This is a genomic window from Variovorax ureilyticus (genome assembly GCF_037889935.1).
Taxonomy (GTDB): domain Bacteria; phylum Pseudomonadota; class Gammaproteobacteria; order Burkholderiales; family Burkholderiaceae_C; genus Variovorax; species Variovorax ureilyticus.
On the sequence record NZ_JBBKZU010000012.1, the window covers coordinates 66,771 to 87,693 of the forward strand.

Genomic DNA, 20,923 nt, shown 5'->3' on the forward strand with positions numbered 1-20,923 from the left:
CTCCTAGAATTTCTTGCAAACAAGTTCAGCTTCTTTTGCCGTCAACTGATAAGCCGATCGCGACCGACTTCGAGTGGGATATGTATCGCCCACGACGACCACATATCGATTTTCGAATTTGACTAGAGCAAATGGAGAGGTCGAAAATGAATATTTCGAACCCGATGAAACGATAACTTCCAAAACGCAAGTGCCGTCACTCGGACTGCCGCAGTCTTGAAGCAAATCATCCGACTTCCCATCGCCATCCAAATCAATAGATTTATATCGGATGACTCTTCCTTCACCCTGTGAAGTTTCCACGCTCAGCGGCAGAGGTGCGCCGGGCTTTCTTACGAGATGCTTGGCCAATCTTTGGCAAAAACCAGAATCTATTTTCGATGCTTGATCTCCACTTGCAGAGAAGGAGATGGCTAATATCAAGATCGCAAATGAAAGCTTTTCTATAGATTTCATGCAAAATTTCTCCAACTGATTAGCGTTCCCGCAGGCTTTCGGATGTCGCGCGCTGTACTGGGCTCAGCAAGAACTCGATCACTCGACGCTTGCCCGTCTTGATCTCCGCTGTCAGGTTCATCCCCGGGCTGAGCCGGATCGGCTTGCCGTCGACATCGATCGTGGTCGCAGCGAGGGCCAGAGTCACCGGGAAGATCGCGCCGCGCTTCTCGTCTTCCACCGCATCAGCGGTCACGCGGCTGACGGTCGCGTCGACGGTGCCGTATCGGGTGAACGGGAAGGTCTCCAGCTTGATCGCCGCCGTCTGGCCCGCACTGACGAACCCGATGTCCTTGTTCTCCAGCGTCACCTCGGCGGTGATGCGCGCGCCATCGGGCACGATGACCATCAGCGGCTGGGCTTCGGTGACGACGCCGCCCTCCGTGTGCGTAGCGAGCTGCTGCACCGCGCCCGCCACCGGCGCCTTGAGCGTGGTCAAGCGCTCGCGTTGATGGGCCTTCGCCAGCTCCTGCATGCTCTGATGGCGCTTGAGGTCCGCCGCCGCTTCACGCTCGCGCAGGCTGCGCCGCGTTTCGGCCATGTACGCTGTGCGGGCGTTTTCGCTCTCCCGCAAGGCAGCATTCGCCTCAGCGAGGCGCGCCCGCTGCGTAGCGAGGTCGCGTTCGAGCTCGATGCGCTCGCGCGTGCGGTCCTGGTTGGCATGGCTGGACATGAAACCCTGATCCGCCAACTGCTTGAAATCGGCCTCGCGCTTGACAGCGATCGGCAAGGTGCTTTCGAGCTTGCCGACCATTTCGCGTACCGTCACGATTTCAGCGCGACGCCGATCGATCTCAGAAGCTGCCTTGGCAAGCTTGGCGTTGATGTCGCTCCACTCGGAGACGAGCAAGGTGTTGGCGCCTGCGGTGTCCAAAGCGCTCCAGTCGCGGGTGAGATCGGATGTACCATTCAGCGTAGGCTGCACCCCGACCGCCATTGCGTGCAGCAGCCCCCGCGTTCGCAGCACCTCCGACTGCGCCGACTTCAACTGCTCGTCGATGCTGGCCTTGTCCGCGCTTGCCGTGGTCGGATCAAGCTCCACAAGCGGTTGCCCGGCCTCGACGCGGTCGCCGTCCTTCACCAGAATGCGCTGCACGACGCTGCGCTCCAGCGGTTGGATGAGCTTGGTACGCTCGCTCACGACGACCCGGCCCTGTGCCACAGCAACGATGTCGACCTTGCCGAAGATGGCCCACATCAGTGCGATGAAGCACAGCGCGATCAAAGCAAACGCCAACCGTCTCGGCGCAGGGTGCACGGGCGTGTCCTGCAAGCTCAGCGCAGCCGGAAGAAACGCCGCTTCGTCGGACAAGCGCTTCGGCCCGGCGAGTTCGTCCCGGTGCTGCCAAGCAGCGCGAAACACCGCACGGTATCGCGCGAGCAGGTCGAAAACCGGATGCCGCGCCTTAGGTGAGTTGGCTGCTTCAGCGCCGGTAGGCACGTCTTGCACGGCTTGCTGACTCATTGCACGCTCTCCTCGCTCGGCCGGCCACCGGCCTGCATGGCCCACAGGTGCGCATAGATGCCCTTGGGCTTCTGCAGCAACGCCTCATGCGTGCCGCCCTCGACGATCCGCCCCTTGTCCATGACGATGATGCGATTCGCGTTGCGCACTGCGGAGAGCCGGTGCGCGATGATGAACACCGTTCGCCCGCGGCAGATATGCGCCATGTTCCGCTGCACGATGGCCTCGCTTTCATAGTCGAGCGCGCTCGTGGCCTCATCAAAGATCAGGATGCGCGGCTGCGTGAACAGCGCCCGCGCGATCGCGATGCGCTGGCGCTGGCCGCCCGACAGTCCCGAGCCCTGCTCACCCACCACCGTGTCGTAGCCCTCCGGCAGTTCGCTGATGAAGTCGTGCGCGCCGGCAAGTTGCGCCGCCTGCATCACCACCTCGATCGGCGCGGCTGGATCAACGATCGCGATGTTCTCCCGCACGCTGCGATTGAAGAGCAAGTTCTCCTGCAACACCACACCGACCTGACGGCGCAACTGCGCCGCGTCGATCAGGCTGATGTCGATGCCGTCGACCAGCAGCCGTCCCAGCTCCGGCGTATAGAGCCGCTGCACGAGCTTGGTCAGCGTGCTCTTGCCCGAACCCGAACGACCGACGATGCCGATGACTTCGCCCGGCCGCACGTCGAGGCTTACGCCGTTGAGTACCGGCGGCGCCTCGGGCCGGTAGCGGAAGGTGATGGCATCGAGCGTCACGCGCCCCTTGAGCGCGGGCAGCTGCGCGGTGGCACTCGGCGGCACTTCGGTCCGGGTGTTGAGGATGTCGCCGAGCCGCGCCATCGAAATGCCCGTCTGCTGAAAGTCGGTCCACAGCTGCGCCATGCGCATGATCGGCTGCGCCACTCGCTGCGCAAACATGTTGAAGGCGACGAACTGGCCGACGGTGAGATCGTTGTTCATCACCAGGTGCGCCCCGTACCAGAGCGTCGCGGCATTGACCAGCTTGCCGATCAGGTTGACGCCCTCGTGCGCCCAGGCCGCGAGGTTCTGCGTCCGGAAACTCGCAGAGACGTAGGCCGCGAGCTGGGTGTCCCAGCGGCGGGCAAAAGCCGGCTCCAGCGCGGTCGCCTTGACCGTCTGGATGCCGGTGACGGCCTCGACCAGCATCGCCTGATTCTCGGCACCGCGCGCGAACTTCTGGTCCAGGCGCCGGCGCAGCACCGGCACGACCGCGAGGCTCAGGCAAAAGTACAGCGGCAGGCTCGCGAGCACGATGAGCGTGAGCGGCACGCTGTAGAACAGCATCACCGCGATGAAGACGACCGAGAACACCACGTCGAGCATCACGGTGAGCGCATTGCCAGTCAGGAAGCTGCGGATGTTCTCCAGCTCGCGCACGCGCGCCACAGAATCGCCAACGCGGCGGGCCTGGAAGTAGGCCAACGGCAACTGCACGAGATGACGAAACAGCCGCGCGCCGAGTTCGACGTCGATGCGGCTGGTGGTGTGGCTGAACACGTAGGACCGCAGGCCGGTGAGCACGCTTTCGAACACCACGACCACCACCAGCCCGATGACCAGCACGTCCAGCGTGGTGTGGCCGTGATGCACCAGCACCTTGTCCATCACCACCTGGAAGAACAGGGGACTAGTCAGCGCGAAGAGCTGGAGCACGAACGAGATCGCCAGCACCTCTCCCAGCAGGCGGCGGTATTTGACGAGGCTCGGGATGAACCAAGAGAAGTCGAACTTCGCCAGTTCGCCGACCAGGCTCGCGCGGCTGGTGATGAGGATCAACTCGCCGGTCCATTTCGCCGAAAAGACCTCCAGCGACTCGATGATTGGTGGTCTTGCAGTTGAAGCGCCTGGGTCCTGCAAGAGGACGCGCTGCCCATCGCATTGGGCCAAAACGACAACCCTAAATTCATCGTCGGCGGTCCGAACAATAGCCAGGGCCGGCAATGGCGTCATGGGCAAACGCTCCAGAGAGGACCGAGAGTGCTTCGCCTTCAGGCCCAGGTGCTTTGCCGCTCGCAAAAGGACCTGAACGTCACAAGCGTCGGAGGCTGCCAGGCCAAGCTGGTGAAAAAGAGTTGCAGGGTCGGCGCCGACCTGGTGGTAGCGGGCGATGATGCACAGCGCCGACAGCCCTTCCCTCGTCCAGGACGTTCCAACTCTGTTGGGATTGACGGCAACGGCTACCCCACCCTGCGCGAGCAAGGCGCTCTCCACCATACCCATCTGGGCCCCTCGTTTGTTCGTTTTGGTTGGTCAGGTAACGTAGCTGAACCGAGCCTGACTTACAAGCACGAACATAGGGGACTGAAAGTTACGCGGCATCCACAAGAATGATGAGAGGCGCGAAGTTCGACCCGCCAGATCGGCGAACAAAGGAACTTTCGCTCTACATGCATGTTGAGGAATTGTCCCGTCTCGCGCGTTTCTAGCTAATTGAGACAACCGCTGGACGGCCGACGTCGGCCTTTGGCGCTGAGAAACTCGCCGCGCGTTGAGCTATTCTTGGCGAAGGTGGATGTCCTTGGACGATCGTGATGTCGACGGCCGTGGCTTGCTGGAACAACAGACCCGCCCGGCTTGCTGCACTGCCGCAGTTTCTCGCCGTAAATTCGGACTCCCACGTCAACTTTGGAGCCAGTGCAAAGCTCGCTGTTGGGCAACTTAAGACTGACTTGCAGCGATTGCTGCCTGACATACCAGCAGACCAGACTCACGCTGACTATCCCAAAGCGGTCACTGGCCCCAGCGACGCGGAATTACGAAGGTCTACTCGCCAGACGAACGCCCTACATGTAGAACCCATACCGAATCTGCGGTGAGTCGTTGTCTTCCAGATACTTCATGATTTCGCCGACCTTGCGCGCGCATCCGAGCGTGACGGGGTACTTCCCATCGAACTGGGTGTTGTTCCAGTTCATCTTGGTCATCCCAAGGATTTCGCGAGCGATAAAGGAGGGCGACTCCTCCGCGCGAACGATTCGAAGCTCGATCGGTTGCGGAATGTAGAGCCCTGTGTAGGTCTGGTAGTACCAAACCGAGCCACGCGTGTAGAGGATGTGCCGATCCTCGTCCATCTCGATGCGCGTACCTCGGTACGGCGGATAGTTGCCCTCTCGGAACAGCCGCAGCTTCGAGTCCATTACGGTGACCAGGTCGACCGTGTCGATCCTCAGATCGCTCGCCGCGCTCGTCAGCCCGTCGACTTCGTCTGCCGAAAAGTTGGACGACTTGTGAACGACGATCCGCGCCGGGTAGGCGCGCAGCGCCACGCGGTACTCATTTAGTGCGGCCGTCAGCAGGTCGTACGCCTGGTTGGCGCTCAGGTGCGGCGTGCGATCCTCCCGGGACATGTCGACGGGTGTTCCGCGCAGGATCAGCCCGTTGCCGAGTTCGTCAAAGATCTGCGCCAGGCTCGTGTTCAACACTTGTCGGTCGCGGCTTCGGTAGAAGGCGATGCCAACAGCGCACGAGCTTGGCCGTCGATCGTCGGTCTGCAGCTTCCAAGGCACGCGAGGGCCCGCCTTGTAGTACAGCGCGGTGCAGAAGTTCCATGCCTTGGTGGCATCGTCCTGCTGGCCACGTTTATTGCTCTCAAGCGATGCCGATCGAATAAGCTGGAGCGGCTTGCCGAGGTGCATGGCTCGCGCCTTCAGTGCTCGGCGGAAGTTCAACTCGGAAGCGACCTCGACGCTTGCTTCCAGCGTTTCTTCTGCTGGACCCCGTTCGTCAGTGGAGATGACCTTGAACAGTGCATCGGGTATCACGCAGACCACGACATCCACTGGGCGGTTCTGCGCGAGAAACTTAATGTGCTCGTAGTACAGCTCGATCGCCTTGGTCACACGAGTTCGCCGGTCTGCGATCGCCACGATGTCGTCGACCTCGCTCTTCCTAATCGTTCGTGCTAGGTCCTGACTGAACTTGAGCGTCGCGTCGAAACCATGACCCAGGCTCATGCCCGGGAACATGACCCGGAGGTTGGGTTGCTTGGCGTTTTCCATCCCAGGAATTTCGGACGCACATCTTGTCACCCAGCGATCCAGGGCCTCATTGCAGGTTGCGCTGCCAACGCTCCCCAGAATCACATCAGTCCGCCTCGTCCCCATGGAACGGTCGAAGGCTCCATACGCAGTGATGCCGCGACGGGGACAAATATGCTCGCCGCTCTGAAAGCGAAGTCGAGGCTCTTCGATGTGCTCAAGATTCATAGTTTGTCGAACAGGCCAAAGATTTGGGCCTCCTCGCTGTCGTCCGATTCGTCCCGCAAAGGAAGCCACGTATCATCTAGCAGTGCTGGATGGTTCGAGAATGAGACCGTTTCGCCGAGCGACAGGGTCGCCGCAGGCGACTTGATGGACTCGAAGAGATCGTCCTGATCCAAGGCCGACAGCCAAGCGGTGAGGAACCGAAAATGGCCAGCAACGGTGCTGTTGACCTCCTTACGCTTGAGCCAGCTCAGGTTGGCATCCGCGAAGGCTGATCGTCTGAAGTTGTCTCCGAAGCTGAAGTACCAATCTGGCGTCAGGGCGACGTACCACCTGCCAGCGCTGAAAATGAAGTCCGCTGCAAAGGCCAGGTGCTTGCACAGGAAGGTCTTATTCGGGTCCTTCTTGTTCAGCTTGCGCTCGTAGACCGCGCGCTTTGACGCTCGCTGTCCAACCCAATTCTCTTCGCGGAGCAGGTCGCCATTGGCCCACGGCACGAAGATGAACAGGCTGTCCTCGTGCATCCATCGCACACCGTGCTTGTAGAGCTTCTGCTGCATCGTGAATCGAAGCAGTGACTTGAAGACGCGCTCACGATCCTCGTTTGCGCCGTAGAACTCGCGCGCCTGCAGTGGCGTCACGGTGCCCAGCTCGATCAGCTGTGCGAACGGACCTTGCTTGTCGTCGAGCTGATGAAACGTGATCAGCTGGCGTCCCGACACCTCGTAGTCCGACGGTACGCGCAGGTTCAGACTCCTGACGGCTTCCCCGAACGTCTTCCTCTCGTTGCGCACCTTTTTCGACTTAAAGGCTTCGAGGTCATCGCTTAGTTCAGCGATGTACAACGTCGAGGGGAAGTACACCTCTACGAGGTTCAGGTTCACGCGCTCGGGAGGCGAGGTCAAGGGGTTGAAGTCCTCTTCGCCAAGCCCCCGCGCCACCCCACCCCTCAGGTAGGTCCGAACCACCTCCAGTGCCGCGACCAACTGTTTTGGGTCCACGTGTGAGGCGATTCCGCAAACATCACGGTAGTCTAAGATGTCCGTGGCGGTGTCGAGCTTGAACCGGCCGTTCGCGGCACGATCGATAGCGTCTTGGGAGTAGCTTGCCTGCTTGCGGCCCAGGACGTACACGACGACACGTCGGTACTTCTTGTCGAGTCCGTGCGCCAGGAAGGTCTCGATCGTAGATTTGATCTTGTCGAGCGTGGGCGTTGCGGTGACCTGGACGGCGACGCCGGCCACATCGTCGGCGAGGTCAATCCCGGGAAAGTTCGCGCGCTCAGTCGAGTTCAGATTCCGGAGTTGCCGCCACTCGTACAGTTCCCTCAGGACCCCGAGAATGAGGTTTTCGGAGACCTTATGGATGTCGTACATCTGCATGGCGGACGCGGCCTCGACTTGCGCAGCCAGCTGCGACATCGCTATTCGAAACTCGTTGAGCAGATCCAGGTGCTTCAATCGTGCCAACCCTAGAGTTCGTATGTGGGTATTGTCAGTGACGTTGGAACTATGGACCCTTGCCTGCCGGCGATGCGCCCCTCGGTGATCTTCGACGCATCGCGGATGCAGCACATTGTTCGACCGACATCAAGTAGGGGAATACCGCATTCATCCGACCGCAGTCGCCATGGACCAGCGAGCAGGCGGGCAAAGAAGATCCTCTGCCGGGCGGGGGATCACCAGTGCCATTACGCCATGGAAACTGCAGCTACGGCGACACCGACAGATGAAAGGGTGGAAGGGACGGGGAAATGGCGCTGAGGCCGCTGCCTGCTGGTATTGAACAGGACCGGGATGTAGAAGTGGCATTGCACTGGCTTGCCAGTGTGAGCGGGGATGCCCCTGCGTTCTGGCGCCGCATTGAGGGAGCGCAGGCGCATTACCGGGATTTCACGGCGGCGCCGCAGAACCTAGGGCTTGATCCAGATTTGCCAGATCTCGGCCCGGATCTGGTGGCTTCGTTTCTTGCACAGGCTAAATCGCTACTCGACAGCAGACGGACGTATGACATCGCCTTCGCCTCGCGCTGTATCCCGTGGATCAAGCAGCTTGGAGTCAACGTCAACGAGCTCGCGAGGGTCGACGGAGCAGCAGAGCGTGCACGGCGGATGCTGGCCGACGCGAGCACAGCGCCTGACGGCCCAATGCTGGAACTCGTCATGGGCGGGAACTATGCTGCCGACGGGCTGGAGGTCAAGTTCGTCCCGGAGGCGCCGGGCCAAGCCAAGACACCTGACCTGCATTTGTTCGTGCCCGGTGTGGCCGAGCCTGTAGCGATTGAGCTCAAGCGGCTACGACAAGGCCAGTACGAACTGGAGGAACGAGCGAGGCATCGCCTGATATTCAGGCAGGTCGCCGCCATCATTGACGCACGCCGTCTCTCTCTGCATATTGACGTGACCTACACAAGAGAGCTGAAGGATGTGCCCGAAGGCTATCTCGCGGAGCGGCTATCCCGCTTTCTTGCCAGCCCATTGGTGCTCCCCGGCGCCTACCCCTGGCGTGACGAGTTCGGTGAGGGAGAGATCAAGCCCGCCAATCTTCCGGCCGTTCGTGCGGACACACGCAGCAGCTCGCTGTACTTTGGCACGAAGATGGCGCGCCTGTTGAGCGGCAGGCAGGTCCGAGAAAGTGGCTACCACCTTGCGGCCGGCGGCGAACCTGATGACCGCGACCCGCGATTTATGGACGAAGTGCGATACGCCTCGGTCGTAACTTGGCAGTGCACCGCAGTGGAGTCCATCGAGAAAAAGGCCCGGCATGTCAAAAACAGGTTGGTCGAAGCCGAGAGGCAAGTTCGATCTGCAGGCATTGGCATCATCCATCTGGCGATGGATGCCGAGGTGGGCTGCGAGTCATCAGACCTGCGGCGCGAGCGCAACAAGCGCGCCATCCTGGAGTTCAAGTCAGAGTCACTGGTCGCGGCACTCTATGTCCACTATCTGGTGCCGCGCATCTCGGAGGCGCACTCGTGGCTTGTTGACGAGACAGTAGACAAGTTTGGAGCTGGCCACGGCGAGGTCACGGCGATGATGATCTTTGAAGGCTCCAAGCCGTTGAATAACGACCTGCCGGCGTGGAAGCAGGACGTGCGGGCGCCGAAGCCCTGAGGTGGGTTCGAACGTCGGTTCCGACGGCAGCTGCCAATGGCCTTGCCAATGCGAACGACCGCTGCCAGTCTAAGTCGGCCTCCCAAGGCGGCTCCGTAGGCATCCTCGCCTGGGTGCAGAATGTCTTTCCATGACGAACATCGCATCAGTACTTAAGTCGGAAATCTCACGCATCGCTCGTAAGGAGGTCCGCGCGGAAATCGACAGCCTGAGGAAGGCGAGCGTGCAGTACCGCAGCGCGATCGCCCAGTTGCGGCGGCAGGTCTCTGAACTGGACAAGAAGCTCAAGCAGGCGGCCCAGGCATCTTCTCGGACAGTGGAACGCCCGGGAAGCGCCACTCCGCGTCGGTTCAGTGCAGCGAGACTGGCGGCGCATCGAGCCAAGCTGGGGTTGTCTGCTGCCGCTTACGGCAAGCTCGTGGGCATGAGCGGCGCCACTATCTACCTCTGGGAGCAAGGTAAGTCGCGGCCGAACGCGGAGCAACTGCTTCGACTCGCGGAAGCCCGCTCCCTGAGCAGAAACGCAGCACTCCAGAAAATCGGTGGCTAACCCACTCCACCGTTTGCTCGACCGCCGAATCGCGCGATCGAGCCGCCCTCGCCTACCAGAACCTCCAGAATGGTCGCCGGCTCACCGGATGCTCTAGAGGAGCCCCGATGGTCGTGCCGCTTCCAAAGCGACGCCGAACTTCGCGCTCATGCTCGTGGGCGGGACCGCGCGCCTCGGCATGCCCGCGCAACGCCAGGAGCCGTAGTTGGTGAGCTCTGTCGAGCAGATCCTCGTCTGACAGTTGGGCGGGTTCAGTCATCATGACAATCACATTCTGCAGCAGGCGGCCTCCGTTCGTCGAATGGACGAGGGGCGTCTGCTTTGAAAGTTGGCCGCTGGACCTCGACCGCATTGGCGCGACGACGCCGGTAAGTCGGTCGGCTTCGTTTCGGCGGCTGCGGGGGTGCTCTTGGTTGCGTGGTTTCGGTGCAACGCGAACCTCAGCGCAGTTGTTGCGACTCAAGCAGGGTTCCAGGGCGTCATGACGTTCGCAAGAGAGAAGCTGCGCTGGATCCGCGTGGGGCTGGACCGAGGTTGCGACTGTAGCGCGGATCTTCGGGCGCGCTGGCACGACTACTGAGGCAACTCGCTGCGCCGTAGCCTCTAGATCCGCCGTGAGGTAGTTGCCCCTCCTCGGGGAATCACGGTTTCTGGCCCGAACTATGCCAACCCGACCGTCTGCTCCTCACCTCTCCCGCCGTCGGATCGAGTCCACAACCGTCCTCTCATGGTTGGCCAGATTTGAAATCGATTGGTCCTCCAGATCTTCCTCCAACGCCTCGGGGCGCCGTTGCGGATACTCCGTTGAGTGCCCCCGCTCAAGCGCGGCGGTCCGCCCACGCTGGACGAAAAGCCGGGCGAACCACTCACCCGATTCCTCGTCCGAAAGGATTTCATCGAGAGGCATTCCGAACTCCTGTGCAAGCCTCTCGCACCAATCATCGAACGTGATACCCAGGGCCCGGGGATGGTGTAGCGCGTCCGGGTAATCGGTGAAGCCAGCGGTTCGGCACAGGCGATCGAGGGCGGTGCAGTGAAGAACCAAGGCAACATTCTTCAGAACCTTGGCAAGCATCTTCAGATGCGCCATGTGCAACCACACATCTTCCTGGTGCTGACCGTCGCTCGACTTCTGGTCTTCGCTCATGCCGAACTCCTTCAATGATATTCGCCCCTCAACGCGAACCGGCGGGATCAGATTTCAACCACCAAGCCTGGATTGAAATCGTGGTTCTCGGACTCTCCATGCCAATTCATGTAGCCGCGCGGGTTCGAGAGCACACGGCAATTGCCCACCCGGTAGTCGAAACTGCTATGCACATGACCATGTACCCAGAGCACGGGTACTTCGAACAGGTGCTCTGGCAGCTCGCTCACGAAGGCGCCCGACACCCAATCGGACGCGTAGCACGCCGCCAATGACCCGCGATGAGGCGCGTGATGCGTGACTACGACGGTCGGGCCGTCGAACGGCTCAATCAACTTGTCAGCAAGCCACTCACGATGACGATGATGAAGAGCTATCGTGTCTGCGGGTGTTAGAGCTCGCTTAAACGGCTTCTCCTTGCTCGGCACGCCTTTGGTGTCTCGATTCTGCAGGATTCGGATCGTCTTGTAGTCGGACATCACGTCGCCCGATTCTCTGACTGTACGCTCGACATCGACCTTGAGGCCATCGGCCGTATCAATCCGAAGTGCGAAGTCGGTCCACAAGGTGCATCCTAAGAAACGAACACCGCCGATCGTTGTCTCGTCGCAGTCGAGCGCATGCACGTTGGTACCGGCTGCGGCCCGCCGCATATTGGCCAGACCACTGGGGAGCACGTCCGCATAGAACTCGTGATTGCCTGGCACGAAGATCACGGGCTTGCTCTCGCCAAAGTTCGCTGCGCGACGGATCCAATTGACTGCTTTGGTCCCGGGGACCGCGATGTCGCCAGCCAGGATGGCAACATCGAACTCGACGTCAGGTACTTCGAAAGCGCCAAATTCGAGATGCAGGTCCGAGAGGATCAGCAATTTCATGACTCAAATCTCCACCACCAAGCCTGGGTTGAACCGCGCGTTCTCGAACTCCCCGTGCCAGTTCATGTAGCCGCGCGGATTGCTCACGACGCGGCAGTTGCCGATCTGATAGTCAAAGCTGTCGTGGGCATGTCCGTGAACCCAAAGGACCGGCACCTCGAAGAATTCGGGCAGCATCTCGTTGACGAAGCCGCCGGAAGACCAATCTTCGGCATAGCGAGGCGCAAGCGACTTCCGATGCGGCGCATGGTGGGTCACAACCACTGTCGACCCTTTGAACGGTTCGGCCAACTTCCTGCGCAGCCACGAGCGGTGCCGCCGATGTATCTGCAGGGTGTCTATCGGCACCAGGCGCCGCGACCCGCGCGAATTTGAAGTGGTCGGATCTTCGACACGGATGGCCGAGTAGTCGGCCAGATACCGCGAACATTCCGTCATCGAGCGGTATCGGTCCGACAGCAACCGGACCGGCTGCCCTGCGAACCCAGGATCGTCGATTCGCAGGCGAAAGTCGGTCCACAACGTGCAGCCCAGGAATCGAACACCCTCCAGGGTGAGCTCATCGCAGTTGAGGAAGTACACGCCCTGCTCTTTCGCCTGACGGCGCATCTCGGCTTCTTCACGTTCGAGCACCGACTCGTAGTACTCATGATTTCCGGCGATCTGCACAATGGGTTTGTTGCCAAAACCCGCGGAGCCTCGCATCCAGGGTGCCGCCACGCGTCCGGGAGCGACGATATCCCCCGCCAGGATCGCCACGTCGTAGTCCAGTCCCTTCGGTACCTCAAAGGCCTCGAATTCCGCGTGGATGTCGGACAGGACAAGCAGCTTCATGATGTGCTCAATGGGTATCTGCGACGGCCACGTTCAAGACCCGACCGATGGGGACGCCCTGCTCAAGCGCCGCCCGCGGCGTGAGTCCGTCCAGCGCCGGAGCCGAAGTTTCCAGGAAGCCCAGGATCTGCCAAGGGTCTTGCGTGCCCAGCGATTGCCCAATGCGGCGAATCGAAGACCAGAGGGACGATTCGAACTGCCATTGCGGTACCACCATCGCGCCGTGTGGGCCAGCAAGCCCGATGCACCTGCAGTTCCGAATCCAGCCCTCGATCACCGAAGCATTCACCCTCATGAGCGAGGCGGCCTCATCGACCGTGATCATGTCTTCCGCCCGTAAGCGCTCGAGACGATACGTCTGCCCGTCACGCAGCAGAGCCTTCGTCTCGGCAGCGGTCCCATAGATTTCTTTGGTCATCTCAGAGGTCCGACGAGCGCCGGGGGATGCCAATTCCATTGCGGTCGCCGCACGGCGTCGAAGTTGAGAAGCAGAGGATCACTTGCGGCCTTCTTCGTGCGTTCGCGCGGATTCCCAAACCGACCCCATAGAAGCGTCAGGCCCGTCGTCTTCAGCGCGATGCGCTGGGCAAAGCGACGCCCACGGCCCTCGGTCGTTGCAAATCTCGGACAGGGCGCCGCAGACGATGCAACGAGACCTCAGCTCAACTTCGAGCTGCAGGATCCTCTCATTGATCGCCAGCGCCACCGGGGCGTGGCGCTCCGCCGACTCACCGGCGTGCCGAACAACGTCGGTCGGCCGATGGATGTTGGTGGCGACACGCGCTTGGCCTTCCATACGATACCCAAGGCTTGGCGCGCCGACCTTCTCACGCAAGCGCGTCCAGTAGAAAGCGCGCTTGTCCATGCCGAGCAGCTTGTCGATGTCTTCACAGGCTAGCGCCAAGGGCTGCATCCAGCCTCGATAGAACGTGTAGGCACGGCGACGCTCCTCCCCTTCCAGTGGGAACATGTAAGGGAAGCGCGCCTGCAGAGCGCCTGGTGTGTAGCCTTCCATCTCCCTTAGCTCCTGACCCAAAAAGTAGAGACGCCATCCCAATCCCCATCGCGGGCCGCCGGCCCGCCGCCGCGTCCCTGGGCGCGGCAAAGCCCGGCAGATCAGTGAAGAACCGGAGGGCTCCCCTCCTCATCAAGCTCTTCCGCAGAGAAATCAGAAATCCTGAGGTGCCTACGTTCATTCAAGACCGCCCGGGCGACGGCGGACTGAACAGCCTTGCGGATGGCCCGCGGATCCAGATGCGCGAGCTTGAATGCCAACCGTGGCTCGGGCACGGCAAAGTTGGGAACCGAGAGCCTCTCCACTGTGTTGCGCATCACAACCTGCGCAATCTGAAGAGCATGTTCACCTCGCGGACGGAGTATCTCGAACTCGGTGAATCGCGATCGCAAGGACTCTGGAACCTTGTGAGGATTGTTCGACGCAGCGATATAGATGACCAGCCTTGCGTCAAAGGTGATGTCCAGCCCAGCGTCCCGGACCGTCGAAGCCGTGAGCGGCTCCAGAAGCGAGTGCAAAGGAGCGAGAGGGTCGTACGAGGCATGTATCGGCGCCTTGTCGATCTCATCGATGAGGAAGACAGGGTTCGCGTACTGGCCCAGCACGATCTGCTCAAACACTGCTCCAGGTGCCGCGTTGCTCCAATGCCGCTCTGTTCCGAGGAGCAGGGACGTCGTCTGCGCATTCTCCATAGATTGCCGGCGCAGCGGTGCTTCCAGCGCCAGCGCAAGGTCGTTGGCGTAATGAGACTTGCCGATTCCGGGCGGTCCCCAGATATGGATCGGGGGCACATAGAGCGGCTCCTTGCTGGAGGCCGACAGCACCACATGCTCGCAGACAAAATCGGTGACGGCGCGGAAGTGCGGATGAGACGCCCGTAGATGCGACACGGAGCGCTCCCATCTGGCTGGTCGAAACGCGGGATTCGCGATCCCCCTTAGGGCTCCAAGGGCTGTGACTCGATCCATGAGCTCGAATTCGCGTTTGCGGTCATCCTTATTCCTCACGGTCCCGATCCGGTCCAACACACGCAAAATCTCGCGGGCTTCAAGAACCTGATGGCGACGAGCACGGTTGCGTCTCGCCACGCCTTTCTCAAATATCTTGATGAACTTTTCAGCGTTCTGAGGACTCGGCGTCTGGGCCGCCGAGGTAGGCGAAGGTGCAGCCTTCGGTTCTTCGGTCCGAACGCGCACACTCGAAGCTGCCAGCCGCTCCGATTCCAACACTTCAGCCACAAGGCGCGCCTCCTTCACCTCTGACGGCAACAGAAGTTCTATATAGCGATAGGTTCCGGGCAGTGGCTCGACTCTGTGCCATGAATAACCTTCCGGCGCCTCATCGCCTGCGCTTGATCGGCTGCCACTCATGTCGAAGCGACCTCCTCCCACTCGATCGATTCCCGCCAGAAGCCTTCCAGGCCCTCTTCACCACGCAGATTGAGGGAGGCCGGCGTATGCCGCTCGCAAAAAGTGACCGCGCAACCGAAATGGAATCCGAGTTCGGCTCGGTGGCCGCACACCATGCACGCAGTACTGGTGACCCGCTCCGCGTCCAGCACCAATAGGTCCAGTTCTGCGGCCACGGGCGGAGCGACGAGGTCCTCCGCTTCGAACGCGAGGGCCCGCCTGGTGTTCCCTTGGAGATTCAACACAAGCGCCTGACGTCTTGCGAGAGTGTAGACAAAGAATCCGCAACCCTGATCCGCGCGGATCTGCACCCAACGGAACCCGAGCTTGCCTGCAGGAAGGATCGCGTCAATCCGCACGCTCACACGAGCCAGGACAGGAGTCCACCCACGATAGAAAGTCAGGCCCGCATGCTGGCCTGCAAACATATATGGGAAGCGCGCTTTCAACGAGAGGGCACCGCTCACGATTGCACCTCCACCGAGAGCACCGCTCCAGCCGGCGAAGGTCGCCCAAGCTCCCTTTCCAGCCGGAATCGGGACGGAGCATCTACCCTTCAACGGTACCATAAAAAACGCTGCTCCAGAGGGGAAATCCCATTTTCCCGGCGTGGTCGCGGACCGAGAACTGCGGAAGGGTCGTTGCGTTCGATCTGTCAGTCACCCACGTGATGTCTAAGGGCAACACGAATCGTAAGAATGTTCGGCTCGATGTGATTTTGGGTTATAGAACAGGGTGCATAGAAAACCCTGTGCGGCGAGATTAGTCGCATGCGGTCCAATCAAGATCCTGCTCTACTTCGGGCATTCGCCGCCGAGCTCAAGGCCCGGAGAGCAGCCATCAAAATCAGCCAAGACGCGCTGGCCTACGAGGGTCATGTAAACCGCTCTTTCCTCGCCAAGCTTGAAGTGGCCAAGACCAGTCCGTCATTGACAAGCCTATTCCGGCTTGCCAAGGGACTACAAGTGGAACCCGGCGACTTGATCCACGCAGTAGACAAGCGATACCGCAAAGAGCTGCGAGCTGCCAAGCGGTCGGACAGTGGCCGTTAGTTCCAGTCCGATCCTCCAGACCCAAGCGCCCCACCCTACCGGTCAAAGGTAACGGTGGTGACGGTTCGCTGTCTTCACATCGGGTCTTCCCTTCCGCAGATGATCAAGTCGCCGTCGAGCGATATTGATCTCACGCGTGGTCTTGAAACCTCGCACCTGTGCGCACATACTTTGTGCCATACAACGAGGTACCAAGAGCGCCGCGTTGAGAGCGAAGGGGACGATGATGCCCATCAGTATTCCATTGCCGTCCGACCGTCAACTGGTCCTGCGCCTTGCGTACGTTCGTGGCGAGACGCTTCCTAGCTTCATCGATCGACTCGCAAACCTCTACGGGGTCACGCTGCCCCAGATGCTCGTTCGATTGGGGATTTCGTCTGGGTGCCTCGATCCGCTGACTGGATACGGTGTCGTACTGGCCGAGGACGCACTCAGGCGCTTTTCCTTCGTGACCGGCCTACCAGATGCGCAGGTCGCCGATCTCCTCTTCAGCCGATATGCAGGATCGGTACTCAAGGATTTTCGAGAGCCCTCACCTAGCCTAGGCGCCGCGCTGAGCAGGCACGCGTGCAGTGAGTGGGGATACTTCAAGGGTTCACACCTGTGCCCGATCTGCCTTCGAGAGTCCAGAGGAATCTGGCTCAGTCATTGGAAGCTTCCTTGGTCGTTTGCATGTGTGCGCCATGGCATCCTGCTGCTCCATAGATGTCCGATCTGCCAAGGTCGCCCTCGGCACGGGCAAACGACAGGCTTGTGTCCAATATCGCTGGACTGCGTGCCGGAGCCAATTCTCTGCAACAACGCGCGATTCCCTCAGACCAAAGGGAAAGCACGAGCATCGCGGATCTGTGCGTGCTCCTTCATTGAACTTGAAGCGCCGAAAGCGTCGCCCTCGACGTTGGCCGCACAATGCTTCATTGATCGGATTCTTCAGAACGGTGTATCTCCTGAACCGGCTCCGACCACGCGCGAGTTCTTTGATGAGATGAGGGCTACATGTGCTCTTCTCTTGTTTACTTTGGAAGTCGAAGATTTCGGACATCTGGAAGCGCCCGTGGACGAAGCAGTCGCTGCGCACATCCAGCAGCGCAAAGAAATCCTCGAACGCCGACAGGCTCTGCCAGCACATTGCCGACCGCGTTTGCCTACCTACATCAATGGGGCACCCACAGACTCCTTCTTGATGGCAGCCGTCGTGCCGAAGGCCCTGGAAATCGTCAAAGCAAGAACGTCCGAACTGGTCGCGGAGGAAATTCGTGCGGCTGCGGATCGGCTGGCGGCGCACAAGCGCAGGTGGATTGTCGCCAACTATTTCCCGCTTCCAGACCGCGTCCGAGTGCAGATTGAGGATCGACTCTATCTGTGGACGGATTTCAATCACATGATCGCAGCGCGTTCGGCCAAAGCAGGCCAGCCAGGCGCCTTGAGATACGAAGCCAAGCACATTCCTCAGCTCTTTCCTGAACAGGAATTTGCGCGTTTTCGTTGCTTCTTTGATGGCGTGCCGGAGGAGCGCGCGCGGCTCTTCTGCTCGATGGTGGCCGTCAAGTTGCTGGGCCTTCCATGGTCGCGAGTGATACACGCTTTGGACCTACCATCTTCCACCCGCTACTTGGCGAGCGACATCACCGTACGTCTGCGCAGAAATGGCATGTATCCGGAATTCGCACTAGAACTGTGCATGTGGGCCACCTCGTTGAGTCGCTCTCCAGATCGGATTGACTACAAGGCGCGCCGAGAAGCCCTTTGCCGCGCACGCGACTTTTCGCCAGCCAGGTGGAGGACTCTTTGCCAGCAAGCAGGGGTATCGCGAGGGCGTCCACACGGCCGAAGCCGCTATGCAGCTGCGTGGATGTGGGCAGACGCCACCTCTGGAGATTGGCGACAGTCACCCGCTTCCAAGGCTACACGCGGTTGTCTGAGGAGAAGATCCAAATACAAAGCGATGGTAGAGAGGATCATGCCTGCAATGGAGGCCGTTCTGCGAGCAGAGGGAAAGAGGCGCATTGAGGAGTATGCTCGTGCTCGCGGTGAGTCGCTGGCCTAAGACCTCCGCGGCATCTAACTACCGCTGCCACGCCGTTGGGACGGCAAGCTCTTCAAGGATGCGGCATGCTGCGCTTGGGAAGCGACCAGGTAGGCTTCCGGGCGCACGATTTCGCCGACACGGGGTAGCCCGTTGCACGATGGAAATGCTTCGGCGCATTTGCCTCACAAACTCCTGCTCGCGAGCAACGCAGATCGAAGGCCGGGAGCGGCGAATTGGCAGCAGCATCGGGATGCGCGGATCAGGTGAAGTTGGCGGTCCTTGCATCCCTCCGCCACGAACTTCACTCAGGCAACGAACTCTTCGAGGCTGCGTCCCGAAGCAATTGCCTCCTTAAGCCAGCCCGGCTGCGGCCCAAAGCCGGACCAGAAGTGACCGGCGTCATCCTTATAGCTTTGCTTGGCCTTTCGCTTCTTTGGCGAAGACTTCGGAGACGACGACTTCGCCTTGGCAGGATTGGCTGCAATCGAGAGATCTTCGAGGGACTTTCCATTGGCAAGGGCCTCCTTCAGCCATCCCGGGCGCGGACCTCTACCGCTCCACGTCTTGCCATTCCCATCTGTATACCTCGCCGCCGGACTCGAAGCCGCGATAGCATTTTGAGCCTTCCCCCTCCTCGCACTGCCGGCCTGTGTGCCAAATCCGAGTTGCTCAGCGGTCAGACCGTAGTGTTCGATCGCAACTTTGATCCGGGCCACGACACCATCGACTTCCTTATTGCGAAGCGACTCAGCCTCCCTCTGTAGTGCCGCAATTTTCTTCTGGATTTGATCGTAGGTTCGAGTCACGATAAACGCCTCATTGAGTGAATCAAGGCCCGCAGCTTAGCCCTAAATAGACCGCTCTGACTTTTTGGCAGTTTCCAGACGCGTCGAAGTGTACGCTGTGGCAGCGGCATCCTCGAAGATCGAGAGTCCCACTGCTCGGCCCGCTGTTCACTGCACACATTCACTCTATTGCCAAGCGGAGCCCGGCGACTTCGTCCCGCCATGTGGACCCCAGCTCGCGGGGTGATCGTCGCTAGTCCGATCACCGAGCGCGGCAGCTTGGGCAGCACCACTCTTGCCCCGTTTCCCGCCTGCAGAAGATTTCCGCATATCTCGACACCAAATCACGGCTGAACGCTTCCACGTAGAGCGGCCCACTCACGTCATTCAGGTACTGGACAACCGACGTTTGGTTCAGGAGATCTTGGAGAGTGAATTCGAGCGCAATGACCTTCGCAAGCACCTCTCTCCGCTCGAAATCGAGCGAGAGGACGAGGGGCTGCCCTTCCAAATCACCGTCGGCTGGGTGCAGGGGAGCCTTCGCCACGAATCGCACGACCCGATTGCCGACTTGCGGAAAAATTCGTGCAGCCGTCGCAATATCACCGGTGCGTCGCCGGCGAATTCGGCGACGACGCTCGCTGCGTACGTTGGCGATGCTTGGACCAGGGTGATCTCGAGCGCCCCATCAGTTGGCGCTTTCTCCACCACATGACTGATGCTGGGATGAAGCTCGCTGATCACCAACGGGGCGGCAACCAATGTCCGGGGCAGTTCGCGACCCTCTTTGTCCAACAGTCGCCTCCAGGATGGCCAGTTCGGCGAACGCCAGCATCGAGTCGCCGTCTCGCGCTTCCCGCAAAGCCCTCGAAATCGATCGGCTGCGTCGGGTGCTCCCAGGGCGAAGGTGCGTTCGCACAGGTCGAACATGAACATGCGAGTCCCGGCGAGCGAGCGGCCCATACTACTGCTCGCCTGAGTTACCGATGCGCCCAATTTCGCCGCCGCGCCCCGTGCAGGCAGGACCTCCAAGTATCCCTCCCGTATCAGCGACCGCAGGATTTCATCGTTAGCGCCCAGGATGGGATGCAAGCTGGCAGGTCTTCTTGCCCGTCAGCGAAGATCAGGATGCTGCGTTCGCGCAATCCCAAGATACGATACGCCTATCTCAGTCCAGCTCGGGCTTTTTTCTGTGTCAATGCAGTTCTTTGAGCGGACCAATCGGACCAGCACGACACAACTACGCGGTCTTGTTGAGGGCCTCGGGGGCCTCAAGCTTCTACTTCAGGTCATTGAGATCGATGAAGTTGCTTTCGATCCACACCCGGCCCTCCTCATTCAACGCGAAGGTCAGCGCCTTCTCTTTGGATAGCTTCTTTTCCTGAATCGCTCGGGAAAGTGGATCTGCACTCCCGAGTTCACCGCGCCTGCGGTTGTAGACGTGCTCCACGCCATCCTCGTCGCTGTAGCTGTACGAGACTGTGATGCCGTCCAGGTCGGCGAGAGGCTGCAGGAAAGCAATGAACTGCGACGCAGTGATGCCATCGGCCTTGATCGCGTTCCAGTGCTTGTAGAGGGGCGCCTTCGCCGCCAGCTGTGCGCAGTGGGCCACATCGGATATCCGGTGTGCCGGGACTGCGGCGGCCATCGGCTCGGGAGCCCCCACGCCGGCGTTCCTGCGAAAGAAGTTGGCCACGGCGCCCAGGAACGTCCTGGCGTCTGCTTGGGATGCTCGGCTATCCAAGCTATGTGGCTCCGTCTCTATTTCCCGTTCGCACTTGTCGGTCAGGCCCGTGCGATGGCCTCGATCTGCGCCGGTCACCGTGCCGAACCTCGAAATGCGACCAGTCCGAGAAAGAGGTCCACTGCTTCAAGACATTCGATTTCTTTAGTATTCATATATCTCAATCCTTCTGAACTAAAGCCGCTCGCTCATCGC

At 60.4% G+C, this 20,923-nt stretch carries 19 protein-coding genes; 5 read left to right on the forward strand and 14 right to left on the reverse strand.

What is annotated here, in order from left to right; all coding sequences use genetic code 11:
- Positions 1-3: 3 nt before the first annotated feature.
- The 5 genes from WKW77_RS24465 to WKW77_RS24485 all read right to left on the reverse strand — a co-directional run bounded on the left by WKW77_RS24465 (position 4) and on the right by WKW77_RS24485 (position 7,633).
- Entirely contained in the window at positions 4-456 is a 453-nt protein-coding gene (locus WKW77_RS24465) for a hypothetical protein (protein WP_340359494.1), read from the reverse strand.
- Positions 457-475: 19 nt separating this feature from the next.
- Positions 476-1,960 (reverse strand): HlyD family type I secretion periplasmic adaptor subunit, encoded by a 1,485-nt coding sequence (locus tag WKW77_RS24470; protein WP_340359495.1) that lies wholly within the window; start codon positions 1,958-1,960, stop codon positions 476-478.
- A complete protein-coding gene (locus WKW77_RS24475) occupies positions 1,957-4,185 on the reverse strand; it encodes a type I secretion system permease/ATPase (RefSeq protein WP_422823266.1) in 2,229 nt (742 codons plus the stop codon). Before WKW77_RS24475 ends, WKW77_RS24470 begins: the two co-directional genes overlap by 4 nt.
- 569 nt (positions 4,186-4,754) lie before the next feature.
- Positions 4,755-5,969 carry an argonaute/piwi family protein gene (locus WKW77_RS24480; protein WP_340359496.1) on the reverse strand — a complete coding sequence of 405 codons (1,215 nt, stop codon included), beginning with the start codon at positions 5,967-5,969 and terminating at the stop codon, positions 4,755-4,757.
- Positions 5,970-6,172: 203 nt separating this feature from the next.
- Complete coding sequence (locus WKW77_RS24485; protein WP_340359497.1) at positions 6,173-7,633, reverse strand: SMEK domain-containing protein; 1,461 nt, start codon at positions 7,631-7,633, stop codon at positions 6,173-6,175.
- 293 nt (positions 7,634-7,926) lie between these two features.
- Here WKW77_RS24485 and WKW77_RS24490 point away from each other — a divergent pair, with 293 nt between their 5' ends.
- Positions 7,927-9,285: a hypothetical protein gene (locus tag WKW77_RS24490; protein WP_340359498.1), complete on the forward strand. Its 1,359-nt coding sequence runs from the start codon at positions 7,927-7,929 to the stop codon at positions 9,283-9,285.
- 130 nt (positions 9,286-9,415) lie between these two features.
- Positions 9,416-9,835: a helix-turn-helix domain-containing protein gene (locus WKW77_RS24495; protein WP_340359499.1), complete on the forward strand. Its 420-nt coding sequence runs from the start codon at positions 9,416-9,418 to the stop codon at positions 9,833-9,835.
- Positions 9,836-10,520: 685 nt separating this feature from the next.
- On the opposite strand, the gene WKW77_RS24500 is transcribed toward WKW77_RS24495, so the two are convergent.
- The 7 genes from WKW77_RS24500 to WKW77_RS24530 all read right to left on the reverse strand — a co-directional run bounded on the left by WKW77_RS24500 (position 10,521) and on the right by WKW77_RS24530 (position 15,585).
- Positions 10,521-10,982 carry a hypothetical protein gene (locus tag WKW77_RS24500; RefSeq protein ID WP_340359500.1) on the reverse strand — a complete coding sequence of 154 codons (462 nt, stop codon included), beginning with the start codon at positions 10,980-10,982 and terminating at the stop codon, positions 10,521-10,523.
- A 47-nt stretch (positions 10,983-11,029) separates the two neighbouring features.
- Positions 11,030-11,860, reverse strand: coding sequence for a metallophosphoesterase (locus tag WKW77_RS24505; RefSeq protein WP_340359501.1), 831 nt, complete (start codon positions 11,858-11,860; stop codon positions 11,030-11,032).
- Positions 11,861-11,863: 3 nt separating this feature from the next.
- Positions 11,864-12,694 carry a metallophosphoesterase gene (locus WKW77_RS24510; RefSeq protein ID WP_340359502.1) on the reverse strand — a complete coding sequence of 277 codons (831 nt, stop codon included), beginning with the start codon at positions 12,692-12,694 and terminating at the stop codon, positions 11,864-11,866.
- A gap of 7 nt (positions 12,695-12,701) precedes the next feature.
- Positions 12,702-13,112, reverse strand: coding sequence for a hypothetical protein (locus WKW77_RS24515; RefSeq protein ID WP_340359503.1), 411 nt, complete (start codon positions 13,110-13,112; stop codon positions 12,702-12,704).
- A 78-nt stretch (positions 13,113-13,190) separates the two neighbouring features.
- Positions 13,191-13,709 (reverse strand): hypothetical protein, encoded by a 519-nt coding sequence (locus WKW77_RS24520; protein WP_340359504.1) that lies wholly within the window; start codon positions 13,707-13,709, stop codon positions 13,191-13,193.
- A gap of 101 nt (positions 13,710-13,810) precedes the next feature.
- Positions 13,811-15,079 (reverse strand): AAA family ATPase, encoded by a 1,269-nt coding sequence (locus WKW77_RS24525; protein WP_340359505.1) that lies wholly within the window; start codon positions 15,077-15,079, stop codon positions 13,811-13,813.
- Positions 15,076-15,585, reverse strand: coding sequence for a hypothetical protein (locus tag WKW77_RS24530; RefSeq protein ID WP_340359506.1), 510 nt, complete (start codon positions 15,583-15,585; stop codon positions 15,076-15,078). The genes WKW77_RS24525 and WKW77_RS24530 overlap by 4 nt, the downstream gene beginning before the upstream one ends.
- 303 nt (positions 15,586-15,888) lie before the next feature.
- On the opposite strand from WKW77_RS24530, the gene WKW77_RS24535 reads away from it, so the two are divergent.
- Positions 15,889-16,170 (forward strand): helix-turn-helix domain-containing protein, encoded by a 282-nt coding sequence (locus tag WKW77_RS24535; protein WP_340359507.1) that lies wholly within the window; start codon positions 15,889-15,891, stop codon positions 16,168-16,170.
- 223 nt (positions 16,171-16,393) lie between these two features.
- Positions 16,394-18,217, forward strand: coding sequence for a TniQ family protein (locus WKW77_RS24540; protein WP_340359508.1), 1,824 nt, complete (start codon positions 16,394-16,396; stop codon positions 18,215-18,217).
- Between the two features lie 287 nt (positions 18,218-18,504).
- On the opposite strand, the gene WKW77_RS24545 is transcribed toward WKW77_RS24540, so the two are convergent.
- A complete protein-coding gene (locus WKW77_RS24545) occupies positions 18,505-19,005 on the reverse strand; it encodes an H-NS family nucleoid-associated regulatory protein (protein WP_340359509.1) in 501 nt (166 codons plus the stop codon).
- Positions 19,006-19,408: 403 nt separating this feature from the next.
- On the opposite strand from WKW77_RS24545, the gene WKW77_RS24550 reads away from it, so the two are divergent.
- Entirely contained in the window at positions 19,409-19,699 is a 291-nt protein-coding gene (locus WKW77_RS24550) for a hypothetical protein (RefSeq protein WP_340359510.1), read from the forward strand.
- Between the two features lie 564 nt (positions 19,700-20,263).
- Here the strand turns inward: WKW77_RS24550 and WKW77_RS24555 are convergent.
- Entirely contained in the window at positions 20,264-20,680 is a 417-nt protein-coding gene (locus tag WKW77_RS24555) for a hypothetical protein (RefSeq protein WP_340359511.1), read from the reverse strand.
- Positions 20,681-20,923: the final 243 nt, after the last annotated feature.